Here is a 20942-nt window from a genome sequence, read left to right on the forward strand (position 1 = left end):
TTGTATAGTCTCGCGCGGCCCACCACGACAGGTCTTGAATGCTACCAAATTACGGTCAGCTCAATCCGTTCACCAGAACTGAAGCAACACTACGAAGCAGCTACTCCTTATATAGCTAATAGATGTGCCGAGTATGATACGATCGCAGAATCAAATCGCTTTGAGGAAGCAGCCGGCAAGGACTTCGAGGTTGATAGTTCCCACGGGGTTAACATGGCGACTTTATACCAGCAGCAGTTCACTCAGAATCAACGACCTCGAAATATTCGCGAGAACTTACTACTGTCGGCACGTCATGGCCTTTGCCCCTATTGTGGTTATGGTTCAGTTACGCAACTTGACCACTACCTGCCAAAGGAATCTTTCTCGGCCACATCCGTACATCCATCTAATTTGGTTCCGGCGTGTGCGGACTGTAACCATGCTAAAAGAGCCTATGTACCCAACTCGAACTCACCAGCGCTTCTGCATCCCTATTTCGACGTCACTTTCGACACCCGTTGGCTAACCGCAAAGTTAGAACGAAGTGAAATTTCATTACCGACAATCTACTTCGATGTACGTTTAGAGGAAGTAAATCCCGCGCTTGAAGAGAGAATTCTCGCACATTTCAAACAACTAAATTTATGGAAACGATCCGCGAGTTGGTCAGGTCAATTACTAAGCAACTACGCAAATTTTCTGATGAGTGATTACGGACGAGAACTAACATCTGATCAAGTAATATATGACCTGCGCGCCATGGCAACTCGAACATCTAGAAACCATGTTAACTCATGGGAGCATGCAACCCATATCGCCATGTCAAAAAGTGAATGGTTTATAGAAAACCGCATGGAAATTGCCGAAAAACTTCGTTAGTTAATTCGTCTCTTGAGCCTCTCCGGCGAATAAAATTTGCCCCGGGTTCCCCTGGACTATTTGGTCGCTGCTGCTACGCACACCCTCTTGTCACGTGAGACGCTTAATTGAAACTACCATTCTAAATTTCTGAATGAACATACCGTCATAACGCTAGTTTGTCCTCGAGGGACGAGTTCCTCGAGGACAAACCTATGTTCTTACTCGTAGTCAGTGACTGATAACCGGTAATTCTTGGTGCCGCCAATTAGACCAGATCGTCTGCTGGTTCCGCATGCTTCGGCAGCTGCATGGCAGCATCTTGCGGTACCCAGACCTTCGGGGTGCGGCTGAGCATGAACGCGATCACCAGCGCGGCGAGACCGAAGATGGCCACGAAGCCGAAGGCCTCGAAGACGCCCTGTTCCCCCACCGCGGTGGTGACGGGATCCTGGTGGCGGGCCAGCAGGTAGGCGCCGACAGCGGTAGCCACGGACTGGCCGATGTTGCGCACCATGGTGTTGGTTCCGGCGCTCTCCGAGGTATGCGTCTCCGGGACCGCTTCGATCAGCACGTTGGGCAGGGCGCCGAAGGTCAGGGCGATGCCCACCGAGTTGACAGACATGGCCACCAGGAAGACCAGCAGGCTGCCCAGGTTGAACATGATCACGGCGACAGCGGCCAGCATCAGCAGCAAGCCGGTGATGAACACGAAACGGGCGTTGAACGCCTGGGCGAGCTTGCCGCCCAGCGGGGAGAAGAAGTAGCCCAGCAGTGCGGTGCCGCCGCTGAACAGGCCGGCTGCGGTAGCGGAAAAGCCCAGGCCGTACCCCATTTCCGCGGGGTACTGCAGCACGTATTGGCTCGGCACCGCCATGCCGCCGATCGGTCCGACCGCCGCCAGGAAGGTGGCGGTCATGGCCAGGGCGATCTGGCGGTTCTTGAACATCTGCAGGTTCACGATCGGTCGCTGGCAATGCAGCTCCCACCAGACCCAGATGGCGACGACCACCAGGCCAGCGAGCAACAGCCCGCCGCCGCTAAGCGAAGCCCAGCCGGCCTTGGAGCTGTTTGACAGGCCCAGCAGGATGCCCGAAGCACCTACCGGCAGCAGCAGCGCCCCGGCGATATCCAGCCGGCCCGCGGTGGTTTCGCGCGGCTTGTCCTTCGGGAGCACCACGAGCACCGCGATGACCGCCAGCACCGCCAGCACGCCGGCGAACAGGAAGATTCCATGCCAGGAGAAGGTGTCGATCATCAGGCCGGCAATCAGGGCTCCGCCGGCGCCGGCGATCAGCGCCGAGGCGCCGATCATGGACACGCCCACGGGCAGGCGCTTCTCATGGAGGTGCTCGCGAGCCAGTCCGAAGGCCAGGCCCATGACTGCGCCGGCCGCACCCTGGATGCCGCGGCCGAGGATGATCATTTCAAGGCTGCTGCTGATCAGCGAGATCAGCGAGCCGATGGCGGCCAGGGCCAGCACCACCACCATCACCCGTCGCCGGCCGTACAGGTCGCCGAAGCGCCCTCCGAGCAGCGCCGCCGACGCGGACACCAGAAGGTAGATGGTCACGACCCAGGCCACGGCATTCGCGTCCACGTGGAAGTCGGCCATGAGCGTCGGGAGGGTTACGTACATCATTGAGAGCTCGAACGCCGAAACAATCTCTGTCAGCACCAAGACCGCGACTACCGCCACGAATCCCGGAGCCGATGCACGCGTCGCACTCAGCTTTGGGTCTTTAGCCTGAGACATCTTTGTCCTGCCTTATCCGCGCACAGATGGCGCTCTGAGGGGTCACCTAGGCACCCTCCGGACAGGACGCCCGGGCAAGGCCATGCGGTGATGTTCTTGCCCGAGCGGGCAGCTTTTTAGCGGGTTGCGATACCCACCGACTTGGTCCAGAAGAACTCTTCCAGACCTTCAAGTCCGCCTTCGTTTCCAATGCCTGAGTGGCCGATGCCGCCGAAGGGGCGTTCGGCCGTGGCATTGAAGGCGCCGTTGACTGCGATCTCGCCGGTCTCCATCGACTCGGCCAGGCGCAGCCCCCTTCCCAAATCCGAGGTCCAGATGTACCCCGAAAGTCCATAATCCGTGCCGTTGGCGATTTCCAACGCGTGCTCCTCGTCGCGGAACGGGATCACCGCCAGCACCGGGCCGAAGACCTCATTCTGCGCCAGTGACCCGTTAGGGTCCACGTCAGCCACGATGGTCGGCGGGTAGTAGAAGCCTTCGGCAAGATCCCCGCCCAGGCGTTGCCCGCCGATGACCAGGCGGCCGCCTTCTTCAAGCGCATGGCCGAGCATCGAGTCAATGCGGTCGATGGCGCCCTGGTTGATGACCGGTCCGCACATGGTGTATTCGCCGGCGGGATCCCCGATGGGGAACTGCTCCGCGGCTTGCAAGACCTTGTCGATGAATTGCTCGTACACCGATTCCTGCACCAGCAGGCGGGTCGGAAGCGCGCAGGCCTGGCCGCTCATCATGCCGAAGGCGAAGAACGCCGCGTGCCCGGCGGCCTTGTCCAGATCGGCGTCCTCGAAGACCAGGTTGGCCGACTTGCCGCCCAGCTCCAGGACCATCGGCTTGAAGGACTTGGCGCAGGAGGCGGCGATCGCCTGCGCGGTCGCCGGTCCCCCGGTGAAGGTAATCTTCTTGACCAGGCGGTGCTCGACCAGCGCCGCGCCGGCGGAGGGACCACCGGGAACGATGTTGATCACGCCGTCCGGGATCCCCGCCTCGCGGGCCAGGTCCGCGAAGACCGTCGGGGTGAACGGGGTCAGCTCGCTGGGCTTGATGACCACGGTGTTGCCTGCGGCCAGCGCGGCCGGGACCTTCATGGCCAGCGACATCAGCGGGGCGTTCCAGGTGATGATGGCGCCGATGACGCCGTAGGGCTGGCGCAGCGTGTGGCCGAAGGAGCCGCCGGCCCCGCCGTTGCTGGTGATCCGGCCCAGCGGCAGTTTGTCCGCCCAGCCGGCGTAGTAGCGGGTCCATTCAACCGCGGCGGCGACCATGTTCCGCGCGGTGATGCGCGGGGCTCCGTTATCGGCCATGCCGGCGGCGGCCAGCAGGTCGGTGTTCTGCTCCATGAGCTCCGCGAGCTTCAACAGCTGGCGCGAACGCTGCCCGGCAGGCAGGGCGCGCCATTCGAGGAACGCCGCATGGGCGGCCTGCACGGCTTGATCGATCTGCCCGGTCGAGGCCATGGGCACCAGGCCGTTGGCCTTCCCGGTGGCAGGGTCGATGTGCGCGTGGGTGGTTTCGCCTTGAATGACCACCTGTGCGCCGATGCGCAGGGATGGGGCAGGCAGCTGGATGCCGGTTTCGATGCTCATGATCCGGCCTCCGGTTCGTAGCGCAGCATGGTGATGTCTCCCTCGGGTTGATCGCAGAAGACCGGACGGACCCGCATGCCGATCTCAAGCTGTTCCGGGGCGGAGTTGATGATCTCGGTGGAGAACTTCGGCCCCTCATCCCACTGGACGATGGCCAGGATCATTTCCCCGGCCGAGGCAAAGTGCGCCGCCGGCGGGCGGGTGGCCACAGTGTAGGAGTACAGCGTGCCGGCGCCGGAGATCTCGCGCCATTCCAGGTCGTCGGCCAGGGTGCGCGGGGCAAGCGGGCGCGGATAGAAGATGTATTCGCCCAGCGACGGCGAGTACTGGATGCGGATCTTGCTCTCGGCAAGGGCATCCCAGAACGGGCGGGTCAGCGGGGTCGGAACCGGCAGCGGCCGGGACAGGGTTTCCGTAGTGTACGTGGTCATTTTCTTGATCTTCCCTTTCTAGTCGCCCTGCAGGATCAGCGCGGTCTGCTCGCTCATGATGCCGCCGTTGCCGCTGACGAACGCGCGGTTGCAGTCGGCCACCTGGGCGGCGTTGGCACGGCCCATGATCTGGCGCGCCCCGTCGATGACGTGGTGCATGCCGCCGGCTACGCCGGCCTGGCCGAAGGACAGCTGCCCGCCGGCGGTGTTCATCGGGAAGTCCCCGCGGAAGGTCAAATCATGGTTGGACACGAATTCCATGCCCTTGCCCTTGGCAGCGAATCCCGCGTCTTCCAGGCTCATCAGCACCGTGATGGAGTAGCAGTCGTAGATGGAGACCATGTCCACCTCGGAGCGGGTGATGCCGGCCATGGAGAACGCCTGCTCTGCGGCGTGCACCATTGGCGAGGTCATCAGGTCGCGGGCGTAGGTTGGGGTCTTGTACGGCACGCGTTCTCCGAAGCCGGTGATCCACACCGGGCGGTTCTTGGACTTCTTGGCCAGATCCGCGTTGCCCACCACTACTGCCGCGCCGCCCTGGCACGGCATGACGATTTCAAGCATGTGCAGCGGATCGGCAATCATCGGCGAGTTCAGCACATCGGCTACGGTGATCGGCTGGCCGTGGAATACCGCTTCCGGGGTGGCGCAGGCGTTGGTGCGCTGGTCCACGGCGATCTTGGCCATGGCCCGTTCGTCGTAGCCGAACTCGTAGCCGTAGCGCTTGGCGATCTGCCCGTATGGGCCGTTCTGCCCGAGGTTGCCGTAGGGGATCTCGAACTCGGCCTGCGGGGAGCCGAAGGCGTTGGAGGACGCACCGAAGTGCATCTTGTCATCCATCACGAACGGCTTGCGGTCGTCCATCGGGAAGTGGTGGGTGCCCGGGAAGGTCACCAGCACCGCGTCGCACAGGCCCAGCTCCACGGCGGCCGCGGCGCGCCAGATGCCGGCGGCGGATCCCGCGCCGCCCAGGTCCACGATCTCCGCGAAGTTCGCGTCGATGCCGAGGTATTCGGTGACGGTGGACGGCACGAACATGTCCGCCTCGCCGATCATCGGGGTGACCACGCCGTTGATGTCCGTGGCGGACAGCCCGGCGTCGTCCAGCGCGGCCTTGGACAGCCGGGCCCACTGCTCCAGGTTGAACGAGGGTTCGCGGGTGAGCTTTCGCTGCGGTGGAAGTTCGCAGTAGCCGAGGATGGCTGCTTCGCCTCTCAGTCCCATGAGGTGACTCCTTAGTGCTAATTCTTTGATAGTGAGGTTCGTGTCTCAGGCGGCGTGCGCACGCTGGCCGGTGAGGATGTCCAGGCCCAGGGCCTCGTATCTGCGACCGGAACCGCGCAGCGCCTGCAGCAATCCGGCATCCAGGATCGGCGCGGGTGTCAACGGGTCAGTGAAGGACAGCGCCTGCAGGCCCGGCGGGGCATTTCCGTCGACCCGCAGCACCAGGCTGGAGCCCAGCGGCCAGGAGAACAGGTAGGTCTGCGGATCGAATTCCAGGCTCGTGACCTGGGCGCCGAGCACCGTGCCCAGCACCAGCCGGGCTTGGGCCGCGTCGCGGATGCTGCCGGCAATGAAGTCCAGCCGCTGCGCCGAATTCTGCACCGCGGGCTGCTCATCCCAGGGGCAGCTGGCCGCCCCGGGTGCGGTGATGTCGTCTTTGCCGTCCAGGGCCAGCTCGGTCTGCACCAGCTGCACCAGGAATCCCAGCCCGGTGTCCTTGGGGTGGAGGAACAATTCCTTCCACCACTGGTTCTCCAGGTTTTCCAGGATGGTGCGCACCCCGGCGGAGCGGGCAAGGGCCATCGACGCATGGATGTCCGAGACTTTGAAGGTGATGTGGTGCGGGTTGGCTGCGCCCCCGGTGCGGGCCAAGTGCTCGGCAACGAACCCGCCGCCGCCGTCTGGTGGTTGCAGCAGCTCCAGTCGCATGCCTTCGGCCAATTCCAGCTGGCAGGGGCTGAACGAGCCCTGGTGGAAACCGGAGACCCAGCGGGCACCGAGCGTACGGTGCACGCTGGTCCCGGCATGCAGCCAGGAAGGCACGGCGAAAGCCACATGGTCCAGTTCATGGGCGCTCATGAGGCACCCCCGGACAGGGAGGCAGAAATTGAGGGGAAGGGGCCAAGCCCTAGGCTTCGGCCTGCTCCAGCCTGTGCTGGATCAGCGCCACGAAGCGGTCGAGCACTCCGTAGGCCTGTTCCATGGTCTTGTCCTGCAGGAACACCCGCGAGACGACGTCCAGCAGCACCGCCCACACCATCACGGTGATGTCTGCGGCTTCTGCATCGTCCAGCACGCTCATTTCTGCGCGGATCGGCGCTTCCAGCGCCTCGCCTAGGCGAGCCATTACCGGGGCGACGTCCGCCGCGGTGCTGCTGCGCAGCTGCAGGATCGCCTTGTAGAAGTACGGGTGCTTCTCGAAGCTGCTCAAGGCATTGCGCAGCCGCAGCGAGATCGCTTCCGTGGTGGACAGCCCAGCATCCGTAGCCACCGACCGCTGGGCGAAGGGCAACGCCCAGTCGTAGACCACATTCGCGTACAGGTGTTCCTTGGAGTTGAAGTACCGGTACAGCGTACCCAGCGCGACGTTCGCCGCGGAGGCCACGTCGCGGATCTGGATCGAGTCGTAGTCCTGCGCCCGCAGCAGGTCCTTGCCCGCGTCGATGATGCGCTGGCGCCTGACGACCTGATAGGCCGGAAGTTCTGCCTGCTCCGTGGGAATTGATCCTGCCATGATGTGCCTCGTAAGTGGTGTGTGCCGTGGATTCCAACGGTATCACCAAGTTTTGGGCGAATTGCCTGCCACCAGTAATCATTACCGGTCCTTCCAGCGGACCAGTGCGTCCAGCGCCTCGATCTGGTTTCCGGCAACCCGCAGCGGATTGATTTCAAGTTCTTCCAAGTCCTCGCCCAGCGACTGGGCAACCTGGGTGATCTGGAGGATCACCTGCGCGAGCTCGTCCAGGTCAGTGGCCTCGCTGCCGCGGAAGCCCTTGAGCAACTCGATGCCACGCAGCGATTCGAGCATGCGGCGGATCTCCTTCGGGCTGACCGGCAGCAGGCGCAGTGCGGAGTCCTTGAGGATCTCCACTAAGACGCCGCCGAAGCCAACGGCCAGCACCTTGCCCCATTGCGGGTCGGTGATGATGCCGACCAGCAGCTCGTTGCCGGTAGGGCGCATCGGGGAGACCGCCACGCCCTGGATTTTCGCGTCCGGAGCCAGCCGGGCCACCGAAGTGACGATGAAATCGTAGGCTTCGGACACCTCTGCGGAGTCCTTCAGCATCAGGCGCACGCCCCCGACCTCGGTCTTGTGGGCGATATCCTCGCTGGCGACCTTCAGCACGACCGGGTAGCCGATCTCCTCAGCCGTCGCGACGGCAGCCGCGGCGCTGTTCACCACACGCCCCGGCACATAGGGCACGCCATGTGCGCGCAGGAAGTCGCCGGTCTGGATTTCGGTCCACTGCTCGGCGCCTTCGGGCTTGGCAATGGCGGCCGGGGCCTCCAGCTCCGGTTCGGCGGCCAGCTGCACGGTGCGCTGCCCCCACCAGACGCTGTGCCCGGCGGCTTCGATTCCGCGGTCGAAGGAGTCCGAAGCGTGCGGCAGGCCGTGCTCGGAGGCGAAGCCGCGCGCGAATTCGTTGACCTCGGTGGGCAGGAAGCTCATGGCCACGACCGGCTTGGCCGAGTTCTTCAGCTGGCGGTGCAATCCCTCTTGGGTGGGCTTGCCCAAATCCACCATGAACTGGTTGTTCGGCCAGGAGGTGTTCAGCACCACGAAGTCGAAGTTCTCGTCATTGATGAATGCGTCGCCGGCTTTGGTGAGGATCGAGGGATCCACGGAGATGTAGCCGGTGGTGTCCATCGGGTTGTTCACCGCGGCGAATTCCGGCAGGCCGTCCTCGCGCAGCCGGCGCACCGTGGACTCGGCCGGGGTTGGCAACTGGAGTCCGGAGGCCTCGGCCTTGTCGGCGACCAACGCGCACATCGCGCCGGAGCCGGTGACCACGCCGAAGCGCGGGCCGGGCAGCGCGCCATAGGATTCCAGGATGCCGGCGGCGGCGACCAGGTTCTCGATATTCGCCACCCGGATCACGCCGAACTGCTTGCAGACCGCGTCGAAGATCTTGTCGTCCCCGGCCAGCGAGCCGGTGTGGGCGGCGGCCGCCTTGGCCGAGGCCTCGGAGGCGCCGGCCTTGAAGATCACGATTGGCTTGCCGGCTTCGCGGGCGCGGCGGGCCACGTCCAGGAACTGCGCGGTGTCGGTGACCTGTTCCAGGTAGGAGGCGATGACCTTGGTGTTCTCGTCGTCCACCAGCATCGACATGACGTCGATGGCGGAAATCATGGCCTCGTTGCCCACGGTCACGGAAATCGAGGTGCCCACTCCGCGGCTTGCCATGTAGGGCAGCAGGTAGATGGCCAGCGCGCCGGACTGGCTGGCCACGCCCACCCCGCCGGCCACCAGCGGCAGCTCGGTCATGTGGGCGAAGGCTGCCACCTTGGCATGCGCATTGATGAAGCCCAGGTTGTTCGGGCCCAGAATCAGCTGGTCGGCTTCGCGTGCGCGGTCCACCAGCTGCTGCTGCAGCGCCTGTCCTTCGGGCCCCGCTTCACCCAGGCCGGAGGCCAGCACGATCAGGTTGCGGATGCCGCGGGCGATGCACTGTTCCTGGATCTCGGGCAGCGAGTTCGTTCCGGTGAGCACGATGGCCAGTTCCGGGGCTTCGGGAAGCTCTGAGATGCTGGCGTAGGACGACTGACCGTGGCATTCCTCCCCGCGGCGGTTGACCAGATACAGCTCACCGGTGAAGCCGGCGGTCCGGAGATTCGAGTGGGCGAAGTGGGACCAGGTGGAGTTGGTGTTCGCGCCGATGATCGCGATGGAGCGCGGTTCAAGCAGCTCGCGCAGGCGCTGGGGCGAGAGGGTCTTGTCGGTGCGAAGTTCATTGGTCACAGCGGTCATGCCTTGGGTGTCCTTTCACGGCGCGCTCCGTCGTCATCGGCGGGCGCATTTCGGGCTGGCGGCCCTCAAGGGATACTTGAGTCTCGGGCTTGCGGGGGGGGTACATGCGATGGTGGGCTGCGCCTAGCTGCGCGGCAGCCCCAGGATCCGCTCGGCAATCACGTTGAGCTGGATTTCGATGGTGCCTCCGCCGATCAGCGCCGACGGAACTGACAGTTGGGAGTTGACGGCGGCGGCCGGTGCGTGGGCGAAGAGCGCGGACCGGCCGGCGAGCTTCAGCAGGTCCCCGGCGGTCTGCCGGGCCAGGCGGCCGTGGGCCACCTTGGCCAGCGAGGAGCCGGCGCCCGGCTGCAGGCCGTTGACCTGGCGCAGGGTTTCGCGCAGGTTCATCGCGCCGATGGCGGTGCTGATCGCGGCGGCCCGGCCCAGCACTTCCAGCGCGTTCTTCCGGGATCCGACAAAGTTCTCGCCGGAGATCAGTTCCCGCAGCCCGTCCTCGGTGCCTACGGAGACGCCGGAGGAAATCTGGGTGCGCTCGTTCTGCAAGGTGGTGGCGGTGATCCGCCAGCCCTGCCCTGACTCACCGAGCAGGTAGTCGTCCGCGACGAACACGTCATCAAGGAAGACCTCGTTGAATTCGGCTTCGCCGGTGGACTGGCGCAGCGGGCGCACATCCAGGCCGGGAGCTGACATATCCACAAGGAAGTAGCTCAGGCCCTTGTGCTTCGCGACCTCGGCATCGGTGCGGGCCAAGCAGATGCCCCAGTGGGCTTCGTGGGCCCCGGAGGTCCAGACCTTCTGACCGCTCAGCTTCCAGCCGCCGTCCACCTTGACGGCGCGGGTGGACAGTCCTGCCAGGTCGCTGCCGGCTCCGGGCTCGGAGAACAGCTGGCACCAGATCAATTCGCCTTTCAGCGTGGGCAACGCGAACTGTTCCTTGATGGCTTCGGAACCGAAGGCGAGGATTGTCGGCATGGCCCATTCGCCGATGACCGATGATGGCTGCAGCATGTCATGGCGGGCGTATTCCTGGGATATGATGACCTGTTCGGCCGGGCTGGCACCCAGTCCGTAGGGGGCCGGCCAGTGCGGTGCAGCCAGGCCGTTTTCCGCGAGGAAGCTGCGGCGCGAGCCGCGCGAGTACCAGCGACCGGCCTCGTGCTCATTGCGCAGTTCGGCCGCGGTGTCCAGCAACGCGGCAATGCGGCTGCGGAACGCCGGGTCCTGCTCGTCCAGCTCCACCTCGATCTTGCGTTCTGTGTGCAGCGCGGCTTCGCCGGCCGCATCCAGTTCGCCGCAGAGCGGGGAGTTCAGCGCGTTCAGGCTGATCGCGCGGCGCCAGTACAGGTGGGCGTCGTGCTCCCAGGTGAAGCCGATGCCGCCGAGGATGGTGATCGCTTCGGTGACTGCTTCAATGGATGGGACAATCGCTGCTTCCAGCGCGCCGGCGGCAGCCAGGTGCTGCTGGGCTTCGTCCTGGCCGACCGAGACGACGGCGGACCAGGCCGCGGAGGTAGCCATTTCGGCGGAGATCGCCAGGTTGGCGCACTTGTGCTTGATGGCCTGGAAGGAGCCGATCGGGGTGTTGAACTGTTCGCGGATCTTGGCGTATGCGGTGCTTTCCTCGGTGGCCCAGCGCATGATGCCGGCAGCTTCCGATCCGGTGAAACCTGCGTGCAGCGCCGCGATCTTGCTGGCGGTGGCGTTGCCCAGCACCGCGTCGTTGAGAATGACGACATTGTCCAGGACCAGGGTGGCCGCGTCGCGGCCCAGGTCGGTGCCTTCGGCCGGGATCAGGGAAACCCCGGCAGCCTGCACTTCGATGACCGCGTAGCGGACGGTGTCCTCGACGGTAAACCCCAGCACCAGGTACTTGGCGGCCAATGCGCCGATGACTTGCAGCTGGCCGGCGACTGCCCAGCCTTCGGAGATCTGCACGACCTTGAGCTGGTCGGTGGCCAGCACCAGGGTTCCGGTGGCGCCTTCGGCGAAGTCCTCGATTATCTGCTGGTTGTAGGCGTTCGGTTCCGCCAGGGTGACCGCTGCGCTGGCCAGCACGGTTGGCAGGAACGGGCCACCGACGTAGCTGTGGCCGAACTCCTCGATGGCGATGGCGGTTTCCACTAGAGTTCCGCCTTGGCCGCCGAGCTGCTCCGGGATGTGCAGGGCGTGCAGCCCGGTCTCCAGCAGTTCTGTCCAGAAGCTTGGAAGTGCACCGGTGGCCAGCTGCTCGTGCTCGTCCCGAGTGGTCAACATGTCTACGCTTCGGCGGGTGAAATCAACCACGGCCGACGCGAGATCAATCTGTTCCTCGGTCAACGACAATGCCATGTCCAGTGCTCCAATCAGGGAACTTCGCTCCCCGTCCAGAATGTGACCGGGGTTACTTGTATTCAATAACTGAAACTAGACTCTAGTTTAAGTTTGTTACCTAGGCAACACCTTTCCTGAATAAAAAAACTGCTTGACATTCGCGAGAATTCGAGGGGTCTCGGCAAGGTTGTTTTCCATGCTCCGCTCGCCGCAAAGGTACGCGAAAACGGCCTGCGCACACCGGCGGGTTTCGCAGGAATCACCGCGCCCAAGCTTACCGAAATCGGTGCCGATGCTGGTTCGCGCCATGCTAGCGTGCATCCTCCTGACTGCATTCGCCTGAGCATGGAAAGGTGGGCACAGAAAAGCCGTGGCCGGATGGACTAATTCCATTCCGGCCACGGCTCTTACACCGCTTAGTTACCAGGTATCCCTAGTTGCTATGAGTCGAGGTTTGGACCCGATTCAGGAACTGGCGCGTCGGTCAGCGGCATTCCGCCGGTAGCAGGCACCGCAGCCGTAGCCGGATTCGCATCCACGTCCTCGGCCGGGCCGGCGAACTGCGACTGGTACAGCCGGTAGTAGGCGCCCTGGGTCCCAAGCAGGTGCTCGTGGTTGCCCTGCTCCACAATCTGGCCGGACTCCATCACCAAGATGGTGTCCGCGTCGCGGATCGTGGACAGCCGGTGGGCAATCACGAAGCTGGTGCGGTCGCTGCGCAGCGCGGCCATCGCCTGCTGCACCAGCAGTTCGGTACGCGTATCCACCGAGCTGGTCGCCTCGTCCAGGATCAGCAGCGACGGGTTGGCCACGAACGCGCGGGCGATGGTGATCAGCTGCTTCTCGCCGGCCGACACGTTGGTGCCTTCCTCGTCGATGATGGTGTCGTAGCCATCGGGCAGCGCGCGCACGAAGCGGTCCACGAATGTCGCCTTGGCGGCCGCGATCACTTCCTCATCGGTGGCATCCAGCCGGCCATAGCGGATGTTCTCCATGATGCTTCCGCCGAAGAGCCACGCATCCTGCAGCACCATGCCCACCTTCGAGCGCAGGTCGGCACGGGAGAGCTCAGTGATATCGCGGTTATCGAGCATGATCTTCCCGGAGTTCAGCTCGTAGAAGCGCATCACCAGGTTCACCAGCGTGGTCTTGCCGGCGCCGGTCGGCCCGACGATGGCCACCGTATGGCCCGGGTCCGCATCGAAGGACAGGTCCTCGATCAGCGGCTTGTCCTGGCTGTAGGAGAAGGACACGTTCTGGAAGGAGACATGGCCATCGGCGCGGGCAGGCAGCGTGTCTTGCGCGTCATCCGGCTCCTGCTCATCGGCATCCAGCAGCTCGAAGGTGCGTTCTGCCGAGGCGACACCGGACTGCAGCATGTTCGCCACGCCGGCAATCTGGCCCAGCGGCTGGGTGAACTCGCGGCTGTACTGGATGAACGCGGTGGCGTCACCCAGGCTCATCGTGCCCGAGGCCACGCGCAGCCCGCCCACCACGGCGATGCCCACATAGGCCAGGTAGGACACGAAGTTCATCACCGGCATGATCATGCCGGAGACGAATTGGGCGCCGAAGCTGGCCTTGTACAGCTCCTCGTTGCGTGCGGTGAAGCGGTCCACCATGTCCTCTTCGCGACCGAAGACCTTCATCAGCTCGTGGCCGGAGAAGGATTCCTCGATCTGGCCGTTCAGCGCACCGGTGTTCTTCCACTGCGCGGTGAACAGCTTCTGCGCCCGGGTGCCGATGATGCCCGCGGCGGCTGCCGAAAGCGGCAGGGCCACCAGCGCAATCAGCGCCATCTGCCAGGAGACCACGAACATCATGATCACGATGCCGATAACCGTCATGGCCGAGGAGACCAGCTGGCTCAGTGCCTGCTGCAGCGCGTTCTGGATGTTGTCCACGTCGTTGGTTACGCGCGAGAGCAGATCGCCGCGCTGGCGCGTGTCGAAGTAGTTCAACGGCAGCTTGTTGATCTTGTCCTCGACGTCCTTGCGCAGGTTGTAGACCACGCGCATGACCAGCTTGTTCAGCAGCCAGCCCGAGGCCCACGAGAAGAGCGAGGCGATGAAGTACATGGAGAGCACAATCAGGATGTACTGCGAGAGCTGGGTGAAGTCGATGCCCTGGCCGGGGACGAAGTCCACCTTCGAGAGCATGTCGGCCTGGGTACCCTGCCCGGAGTCGCGCAGTTGCTGGATGACCAGTTCCGCGGGCGTGCCGGCCGGGATGTTCTTGCCGATCAGCCCGGCGAAGATCACGTCCATGGCCTTGCCCAGGATCCGCGGGGCAATCACCGAGAGCACCACGTACACGGTGATCAGGGCGAAGACCAGGACCATGCCCAGCTTGTAGGGGGACATCAGCCCGACCAGGCGCTTGGCCGATGGCCAGAAATGCTCGGCCTTGCGCACCGGGGCGCCGCCGCTCCAGTCGTCGGCTCCTGCCGCGGCATCGAATTCATTGACGTCCGCGAGCTCGCTTTCGAGCTGCTCCGGATCGATATTCTTCTGCTTCTTCGCCATTTAGGCCACCTCCTCCACGCTCAGCTGGGATGCCACGATTTCCTGATAGGTTTCCGAGGTTTCGAGCAATTGCTCGTGGGTTCCCCGGGCCACGATTTCGCCATGGTCCAGGACCAGGATCTGGTCCGCACCGGTAATGGTCGATACGCGCTGGGCCACGATGATCACCGCGGCGTCCTTGGTCGGCTCGGCCAGGGCCGCACGCAGCCTGGCATCGGTGTTCACATCCAGTGCCGAGAAGGAATCATCGAAGAGATAGGTGCTCGGCTTGGCGGCCAGGGCCCGGGCGATGCACAGGCGCTGGCGCTGGCCGCCGGAGACGTTGGTGCCGCCCTGGGAGATCTTGGAATCAAGCTGCCCTTCGCGATCGGCAACGAAGCCGTCGGCCTGGGCCACCCTCAGCGCTTCCCACAGCTCATCCTCGGTAGCGTCCTGGGCGCCGAAGCGCAGATTGCTGGCGATGGTCCCGGAGAACAGGTAGGGGCGCTGCGGCACCGCGGAGATATTCCGCGAAATGGTGTCGCGTCCCAGTTCCCTCAGCGGCACCCCGCCGATCAGGATCTCGCCTTCGGTAGCGTCGTAGAGCCGCGGGATCAGGTTCAGCAAGGTGGTCTTGCCGGCACCGGTGGACCCGATAATGGCAGTGGTCTGCCCCGGGTTGGCGGTGAAGGAGATGCCGTTGAGCACCGGCGCCTCGGCTCCGGGGTACCCGAAGCTGACGTTCTTGAATTCCACGGTGCCCGGGGTGGGCAATGCCATGTGCCGTTCGGCGGCGTCGAGCATGCTCGGATCGCTGTCCAGCACCTCGGCGATGCGGTCAGCCGAGACCATGGCGCGCGGCACCATCATGGCCATGAAGGTACCCATCATGACGGCCATGAGGATCTGCAGCAGGTACTGCAGGAAGGCGGTCAACGCGCCGACTTCCACCTGTCCGTTGTCCACTCGGTGCCCGCCGAACCAGAGCACGGCGGCGGTGGACAGGTGCAGGATCATGGTGATCGCCGGGAACATCAGCACGAACAGGTTGCCGACCTTCACGCCCAGGTCGGTGAGCTTCTGGTTGGCGTCGGCATAGCGCTGCGTCTCATGCTCTTCGCGCACGAAGGCTCGCACCACGCGGATACCGGTGATCTGCTCGCGCAGCACGCCGTTGATCCCGTCGATGCGGGTCTGCATGTCGCGGAACAGCGGCATGAGCTTGATGACCAGCAGGCCCACGACAATGAGCACCAGCGGCACCGACACCCAGACAAGCCAGGACAATCCCGGGTCTTCGCGGATGGCCATGATCACGCCGCCAATGGACATGATCGGGGCGGTGATCATGAAGTTCAGCGCCATCAGCGTGAGCATCTGGATCTGCTGCACGTCGTTGGTGCCGCGGGTGATCAAGGTAGCGGCACCGAACTTGTTGACGTCTTGGGCGGAGAAGGTAGAGACCTTCTCGAAGACCGCCTGGCGGATATCCCGCCCGACGCTCATGGAGGTCTTGGCCCCGAAGTAGACGGCGGCCACGGCGGTGGCTACCTGGATGAGGGCCACCACCAGCATGAGTCCGCCGGTGCGCCAGATATAGCCGATATCGGCAGTGACCACGCCGACATCGATGATCTTGGCGTTCAGGCTAGGCAGGTAGAGTGTGGCCATGGTGGTGGCCAGCTGCAATATGACTACTGCAGTGATCCACCCCGCATAGGGTTTGGAGTGTTTCAAGATGAGCTTGAGAAGCATGTGGAAAATCCTCGCTGGCATCAAGCTCTCCGGCATGCTGGACCTTCGGATTAAGGGCAGCGTGATTGAAGAGCGATTGCCAGTCTAGCGTTCCGCTTGGACACTTTGGATCATCCTTGCGATTGATTTTCATCAATCACTGCCATGCACCCGATTTTCCGCAGGATCCCGGGCATGGTGGCGTTAATCATAGATCGTGTATTTAACGGCAGCATGCAGCCCGGCGACGCCCTCGGCCAGGCAAATGAGCACGCTGAGCCGACACCGCCAAACCGCACCGGCGGAAACTCCCGTCCTGCAGCGTGCGACGCTACTTCAAGGCAGCTGTTGATTCGCGCACAACGAGCCGGGTCTCCAGTTGGAAAGGATGGGCGAATCTGCCCGGATCATCAGCCAGCGCCAGCAGCCGCTCCACGGCAATTTGCCCCATTGAATCCAACGGTTGGCGTACCGTGGTCAACGGCGGCGACATCCAGGACGCGGCAGCTGCATCGTCAAAGCCAACCACGCTGAGATTCCAGGGAATCCCAACGCCCAGCTCCTCCGCCGCACGAAGCACACCCAGTGCCACATCATCGGAAACTGCAAAGATCGCAGTCGGAGGATTCTTCCCATGGAGCATTTTCAACGCTGCGTTACGACCAGACTCCGGCGTATAGCTGTCGCCTGCAACAAGGGATTCGTCAACGGGAACACCGGCTTCTTGCATTGCCGTACGGAAGCCTTGCAACCGCTCCCCGGCCGGCACGGAATGACGTGGCCCGCTGGCAAAGCCAATCCTCCGGTGCCCCAGGCCAAGCAGGTGCTCGGTCGCCTGCTTTCCACCTTGCCAGTTGGTTGCGCCGATGGAGACCATGTGCTCCGCATTGGGGGCAGCGGGGTCAATGATGATCACGGGCAATTCATGGGCTCGGCACCAGCGGACCTTGCTGTCTTCCAGGAAGGTCGTAACAAGAATCAACCCGGCCACACCACTCTTGACCTGCTCGCGAAGCCAAGCCATCGACAGCACATCGTACCCCCGGGCTTCGCCTTCGATACAGGTATTAACCAGAACCACCCCAGCGCGCTTCGCTGCCCGGATCGCCCCGTTGAGCACCGTTGCCGCGTAGGGACTATTGAAGTGGTCGAACACGATAACCACCGCTTTGCGTCCATCGTTGGCTTTTGAACGTGGGCGAGGCGCATAGCCCATCTCTTCAGCAATGGCCGCGATTTTTCGACGCACGGATTCACTGACGTCTCCGCGATCATTAAGTGCCTTTGACGCCGTAGAAGTTGACACGCCCGCCGCTTGCGCAACGTCTTGAAGGCGAGTACCCACAGATCAACCTCCTGTTTATGCGCTCCACCGAGAGCTTGGCTCGCACCAACCGTGATGCAAGACAAAATATATCGCAAATCTCATGAGAAGATAACCGAAACTTTCGGAATCAATCCAAGGAACAAAACTGCGATCCCCGAATGCATACTTGCCTAGTCGCGACGGCCGGCAGCTGCATCCGTGCAATTATGTCACGGAAATTCAGCGGTGATACCGATCTGATATTTTCCCTTGACGAGACCTGCGCCACACTATAACCTTTCTCCACCGCCGCCAACTTTCCGAAACTTTCGCTCGTGCGTGTCGGTTGATCGTTGTCTCTCCCCTGCCAAGCAAAGGATTCCTGCAATGCGCAACGCCAAGAACTCGCCCTCCTCTTCCCAAGGGAAATTCAGCATCCCTCGACGACTGCTGGTTTCGGCTGCCATGGTTGCTCCGCTGACCCTGGCCGCCTGCGGTGGCGCGCAACCGGGAGGAGAAGCCAACAGCGAATTCTCCGCTTGGGCACTGACCGGCACCCAGCAGAATGCGTTCAAGGACTCCTTTGCCCAGTGGAATGAAGGCAATCCGGAACAGCCCATCGCCTCCGATTTCTTCGCCAACGATGCCTACAAGGAAAAGGTCCGCACCGCCGTCGGTGCCGGCAATGCTCCGACCCTGATCTTCAATTGGTCCGGTGGCACCCTGGCTGACTATGTGGCCAACGGCAATGTCGTGGATCTGACTGGCAAGGTCGATGCGCTGGAAGAACGGGCCATCGAGGCCGTCGAGAAGACCGGCGAGGTCAACGGCGTGCAGTACGCCGTCCCAAACAACAGCACCCAGCCGGTGGTGCTTTACACCAACAAGAAGCTCTTCGAACAGGTAGGAGTCGAGGCCCCCACCACTTGGCAGGAAACCCTCGACGTGGTCAAGGCCTTCAAGTCCGAGGGAATCACCCCGTTCGCAGTCGCCGGACAGAGCCAGTGGCCCTACCTGATGTGGATCGCCTACCTGACCGACCGCATCGGTGGCCCGGAGGTATTCCAGGCCATCCAGAACAATGAACCCGATGCCTGGAGCCACCCAGCGGTCGCCGAAGCATTGACCAAGATCCAGGAGCTCGTTGAGGCAGGTGGCTTCGGCGATTCCTTCGGTTCCGTGGTCGCAGACGCCAACGCCGACGCCGCTCTGGTCCACACCGACAAGGCAGCCATGCTGCTGCAGGGATCCTGGCTCTATGCCGGATTCAAGGCTGATGCCCCGCAATGGTACGAGGAAGAGAACTTGGGCTTTGCCCCATTCCCGACCATGGAAGGAGGCAAGGGCGATCCCTCGAACATCGTGGGCAACCCAGCAAACTTCTGGTCGGTTTCAGCCGACGCCTCCGACGAAGCCCAGCAGGCGGCTTTCGAATACCTCAACGACTACACGCTGAATGAGGAATCGGTAGAGAGCTTCATCGGTTTGGGCCTGGTGCCTTCGGTTGACGGCGCCGAGGAAGCCATTGCCTCCAGCGAAGACGCGGACTTCCTCGGCTACGCCTACAAATCGGTACAGGACGCTCCCAACTTCCAGCTTTCCTGGGACCAAGCCCTGGCCCCGGACCAAGCCCAGATCTTGCTGACCAACTTGTCGCAGATTTTCCAGGGGTCCATCACCCCGGAGCAATTTGTGAAAACCATGAACGCAACCATTAAGTAGCCCCGATGCTGATGAAATCCCATACCGCGCCGGTACGCTCGCGCCAACGGCGCGGAACCAGCATAGGTCCAAGCAACTGGTTGCTGGCACCCGCACTGGTTTTCTTCGCCGTATTTGCCCTGGTTCCGCTGCTGGGCGTGGCCGTACTCTCGTTCATGCACTGGGATGGGCTTGGCACCCCGTCCTTCGCAGGCATAGCCAACTGGCAGCAGACCTTCTCCAACCCGGTCACCCTGAACGCCATGTGGCTCACCTTTGCGATGACGGTGCTGTGCTACCTCACCCAGGCGCCGATCTCCATCCTGATTGGCGTGTTCATGGCAGGCGGGCAGAAGTACCGCGCCGTGTACTCGGTGCTCTACTTCCTGCCACTGCTGTTCTCCGCAGCCGCAGTGGGCATCGCCTTCAAGGCGTTGCTGGACCCGAATTTCGGCTTGTCCAAGGCCTTCAGCATCGGTTTGTTGAGCCAGGATTGGCTCGGCAGCACCGATCTGGTCTTCTACGTCCTGATTTTCGTGATCTCGTGGTGCTTCGTTCCCTTCCACTCGTTGCTCTACCAAGCAGCGGTAAAGCAGATCCCCACCTCCATGAATGAGGCGGCCATGCTCGACGGGGCAGGACGAGTTCGCACCTTCTTCTCGGTCACGCTCCCGCAGATCAAGTACACGGTCATCACCAGCTCCACGCTGATGATTGTCGGGTCCCTGACTTACTTCGATCTGGTGTTCGTGATGACCAACGGCGGTCCGGGAAATGCCACGCGCATCCTGCCGCTGGATATGTACCTCACCGGTTTCCGCAGCTACCAAATGGGTGCGGCCAGCGCCATTGCAGTGATCCTGGTGGTCGTGGGTCTGCTGGTCTCGCTGCTGCTGAATAAATTCAGCGACACCGACAAGATGGAAAGCCAGCAGGAGGGCGCCTGATGAAACTGCAAACCAAGAGCGGTTACGCTCCGAACGTACCCGGCGGTCTCGTTGCAACCTTCTGGCTGCTGATCACCGTTGTGCCGATCTACTACATAGTGGTCACCAGCCTGAAGCCTCGCCAGGAGTACTTCGGCTCCAACCCGCTGGCGTGGCCGGAAAACCTCAGCTTCGAGGCCTACGGCCGGGTCCTGGAAAACGACTTCGCGCTGTATTTCTTCAACTCCGCGCTGGTCACCGTGGTGTCGGTCGGAGTAGTACTGATGATTTCGCTGCTGGCCAGCTACGTGATTGTGCGCAACCGCGGAGCTTTCGCGAAGTTCAGCCACCGGCTGTTTCTGCTGGGCATTGCGATCCCTATCCAGGCGACCATCATCCCGGTCTATTACATGATCGTGAAAATGGGCCTCTACGACTCGTTGCTGGCATTGATCCTGCCGAGCATCGCCTTCGCCATTCCGATCAGCGTACTGATCCTGACCAACTTCCTGCGCGATGTGCCTTCCTCGCTCTACGAGGCCATGACCATAGATGGTGCCAGCCACTGGCAGATGTTCCGGTTACTGGTACTTCCCTTATCCAAGCCGGCCATCATGGCCGTGGGCATCTACAACGCATTGCAGGTGTGGAACAGCTTCCTCTTCCCGCTGGTCCTGACCCAGAGCTCGGAAGTGCGCGTATTGCCCCTGTCCCTGTGGACCTACCAGGGTGAATTCGCGGTGGACATCCCGGCGGTACTCGCCGCCGTGGTCCTCTCCTGCGTCCCAATCCTCGCGGCCTACATTGTCGGCCGCCGCCAGCTAGTGGCAGGCCTGACCGCTGGCTTCAGCAAGTAACCCCTAGAACTTCTGCAAA

At 62.8% G+C, this 20942-nt stretch carries 15 protein-coding genes; 4 read left to right on the forward strand and 11 right to left on the reverse strand.

The annotated features are described in order from the left end of the window. Complete coding sequence (locus tag ACRDT3_RS04025) at window positions 1–861, forward strand: HNH endonuclease (RefSeq protein ID WP_431491744.1); 861 nt, start codon at window positions 1–3, stop codon at window positions 859–861. Between the two features lie 247 nt (window positions 862–1108). On the opposite strand, the gene ACRDT3_RS04030 is transcribed toward ACRDT3_RS04025, so the two are convergent. The 11 genes from ACRDT3_RS04030 to ACRDT3_RS04080 all read right to left on the reverse strand — a co-directional run bounded on the left by ACRDT3_RS04030 (window position 1109) and on the right by ACRDT3_RS04080 (window position 17478). Continuing rightward, window positions 1109–2596, reverse strand: coding sequence for an MFS transporter (locus ACRDT3_RS04030; RefSeq protein WP_431491745.1), 1488 nt, complete (start codon window positions 2594–2596; stop codon window positions 1109–1111). Between the two features lie 116 nt (window positions 2597–2712). Then, window positions 2713–4179, reverse strand: a complete 1467-nt coding sequence (locus ACRDT3_RS04035) for an aldehyde dehydrogenase family protein (RefSeq protein WP_431491746.1) — start codon at window positions 4177–4179, stop codon at window positions 2713–2715. Then, window positions 4176–4610 carry a Zn-ribbon domain-containing OB-fold protein gene (locus tag ACRDT3_RS04040; protein WP_431491747.1) on the reverse strand — a complete coding sequence of 145 codons (435 nt, stop codon included), beginning with the start codon at window positions 4608–4610 and terminating at the stop codon, window positions 4176–4178. Before ACRDT3_RS04040 ends, ACRDT3_RS04035 begins: the two co-directional genes overlap by 4 nt. Window positions 4611–4628: 18 nt before the next feature. Further along, window positions 4629–5834: a thiolase family protein gene (locus ACRDT3_RS04045; RefSeq protein ID WP_431491748.1), complete on the reverse strand. Its 1206-nt coding sequence runs from the start codon at window positions 5832–5834 to the stop codon at window positions 4629–4631. A 45-nt stretch (window positions 5835–5879) separates the two neighbouring features. Beyond that, window positions 5880–6692 (reverse strand): VOC family protein, encoded by an 813-nt coding sequence (locus ACRDT3_RS04050; protein ID WP_431491749.1) that lies wholly within the window; start codon window positions 6690–6692, stop codon window positions 5880–5882. Between the two features lie 49 nt (window positions 6693–6741). Continuing rightward, window positions 6742–7347, reverse strand: a complete 606-nt coding sequence (locus tag ACRDT3_RS04055; protein WP_431491750.1) for a TetR/AcrR family transcriptional regulator — start codon at window positions 7345–7347, stop codon at window positions 6742–6744. Window positions 7348–7428: 81 nt separating this feature from the next. Then, a complete protein-coding gene (locus ACRDT3_RS04060; protein WP_431491751.1) occupies window positions 7429–9582 on the reverse strand; it encodes an acetate--CoA ligase family protein in 2154 nt (717 codons plus the stop codon). A 123-nt stretch (window positions 9583–9705) separates the two neighbouring features. Next, on the reverse strand, window positions 9706–11913 hold the full coding sequence (locus tag ACRDT3_RS04065) for an acyl-CoA dehydrogenase (RefSeq protein WP_431491752.1): 2208 nt from the start codon (window positions 11911–11913) through the stop codon (window positions 9706–9708). 422 nt (window positions 11914–12335) lie between these two features. Then, the gene (locus ACRDT3_RS04070; RefSeq protein ID WP_431491753.1) at window positions 12336–14420 is read right to left on the reverse strand and encodes an ABC transporter ATP-binding protein; all 2085 of its coding nucleotides are present in this window, start codon (window positions 14418–14420) and stop codon (window positions 12336–12338) included. After that, window positions 14421–16154, reverse strand: coding sequence for an ABC transporter ATP-binding protein (locus ACRDT3_RS04075; protein WP_431491754.1), 1734 nt, complete (start codon window positions 16152–16154; stop codon window positions 14421–14423). It abuts the gene before it with no gap. Window positions 16155–16464: 310 nt separating this feature from the next. Next, window positions 16465–17478 (reverse strand): LacI family DNA-binding transcriptional regulator, encoded by a 1014-nt coding sequence (locus ACRDT3_RS04080; RefSeq protein ID WP_431491755.1) that lies wholly within the window; start codon window positions 17476–17478, stop codon window positions 16465–16467. 348 nt (window positions 17479–17826) lie between these two features. On the opposite strand from ACRDT3_RS04080, the gene ACRDT3_RS04085 reads away from it, so the two are divergent. From ACRDT3_RS04085 to ACRDT3_RS04095, 3 genes are read left to right on the forward strand one after another with little or no spacing between them, the layout of a single operon-like run. Beyond that, complete coding sequence (locus ACRDT3_RS04085; protein WP_431491756.1) at window positions 17827–19161, forward strand: ABC transporter substrate-binding protein; 1335 nt, start codon at window positions 17827–17829, stop codon at window positions 19159–19161. A 5-nt stretch (window positions 19162–19166) separates the two neighbouring features. After that, complete coding sequence (locus tag ACRDT3_RS04090) at window positions 19167–20087, forward strand: carbohydrate ABC transporter permease (protein WP_431491757.1); 921 nt, start codon at window positions 19167–19169, stop codon at window positions 20085–20087. After that, window positions 20087–20923 carry a carbohydrate ABC transporter permease gene (locus ACRDT3_RS04095; RefSeq protein ID WP_431491758.1) on the forward strand — a complete coding sequence of 279 codons (837 nt, stop codon included), beginning with the start codon at window positions 20087–20089 and terminating at the stop codon, window positions 20921–20923. The genes ACRDT3_RS04090 and ACRDT3_RS04095 overlap by 1 nt, the downstream gene beginning before the upstream one ends. The last annotated feature ends 19 nt before the right edge of the window (window positions 20924–20942 follow it).

The sequence above is a fragment of the Glutamicibacter sp. genome (assembly GCF_050701915.1).
GTDB lineage: Bacteria > Actinomycetota > Actinomycetes > Actinomycetales > Micrococcaceae > Glutamicibacter.

Coding starts and splice junctions, on each gene's coding strand:
- ACRDT3_RS04065 (WP_431491752.1), bottom strand. CDS start 11,913: ATGGCATTGTCGTTGACCGAGGAACAGATTGATCTCGCGTCGGCCGTG.
- ACRDT3_RS04090 (WP_431491757.1), top strand. CDS start 19,167: ATGCTGATGAAATCCCATACCGCGCCGGTACGCTCGCGCCAACGGCGC.
- ACRDT3_RS04060 (WP_431491751.1), bottom strand. CDS start 9,582: ATGACCGCTGTGACCAATGAACTTCGCACCGACAAGACCCTCTCGCCC.
- ACRDT3_RS04050 (WP_431491749.1), bottom strand. CDS start 6,692: ATGAGCGCCCATGAACTGGACCATGTGGCTTTCGCCGTGCCTTCCTGG.
- ACRDT3_RS04035 (WP_431491746.1), bottom strand. CDS start 4,179: ATGAGCATCGAAACCGGCATCCAGCTGCCTGCCCCATCCCTGCGCATC.
- ACRDT3_RS04045 (WP_431491748.1), bottom strand. CDS start 5,834: ATGGGACTGAGAGGCGAAGCAGCCATCCTCGGCTACTGCGAACTTCCA.
- ACRDT3_RS04040 (WP_431491747.1), bottom strand. CDS start 4,610: ATGACCACGTACACTACGGAAACCCTGTCCCGGCCGCTGCCGGTTCCG.
- ACRDT3_RS04095 (WP_431491758.1), top strand. CDS start 20,087: ATGAAACTGCAAACCAAGAGCGGTTACGCTCCGAACGTACCCGGCGGT.
- ACRDT3_RS04085 (WP_431491756.1), top strand. CDS start 17,827: ATGCGCAACGCCAAGAACTCGCCCTCCTCTTCCCAAGGGAAATTCAGC.
- ACRDT3_RS04075 (WP_431491754.1), bottom strand. CDS start 16,154: ATGCTTCTCAAGCTCATCTTGAAACACTCCAAACCCTATGCGGGGTGG.
- ACRDT3_RS04070 (WP_431491753.1), bottom strand. CDS start 14,420: ATGGCGAAGAAGCAGAAGAATATCGATCCGGAGCAGCTCGAAAGCGAG.
- ACRDT3_RS04055 (WP_431491750.1), bottom strand. CDS start 7,347: ATGGCAGGATCAATTCCCACGGAGCAGGCAGAACTTCCGGCCTATCAG.
- ACRDT3_RS04030 (WP_431491745.1), bottom strand. CDS start 2,596: ATGTCTCAGGCTAAAGACCCAAAGCTGAGTGCGACGCGTGCATCGGCT.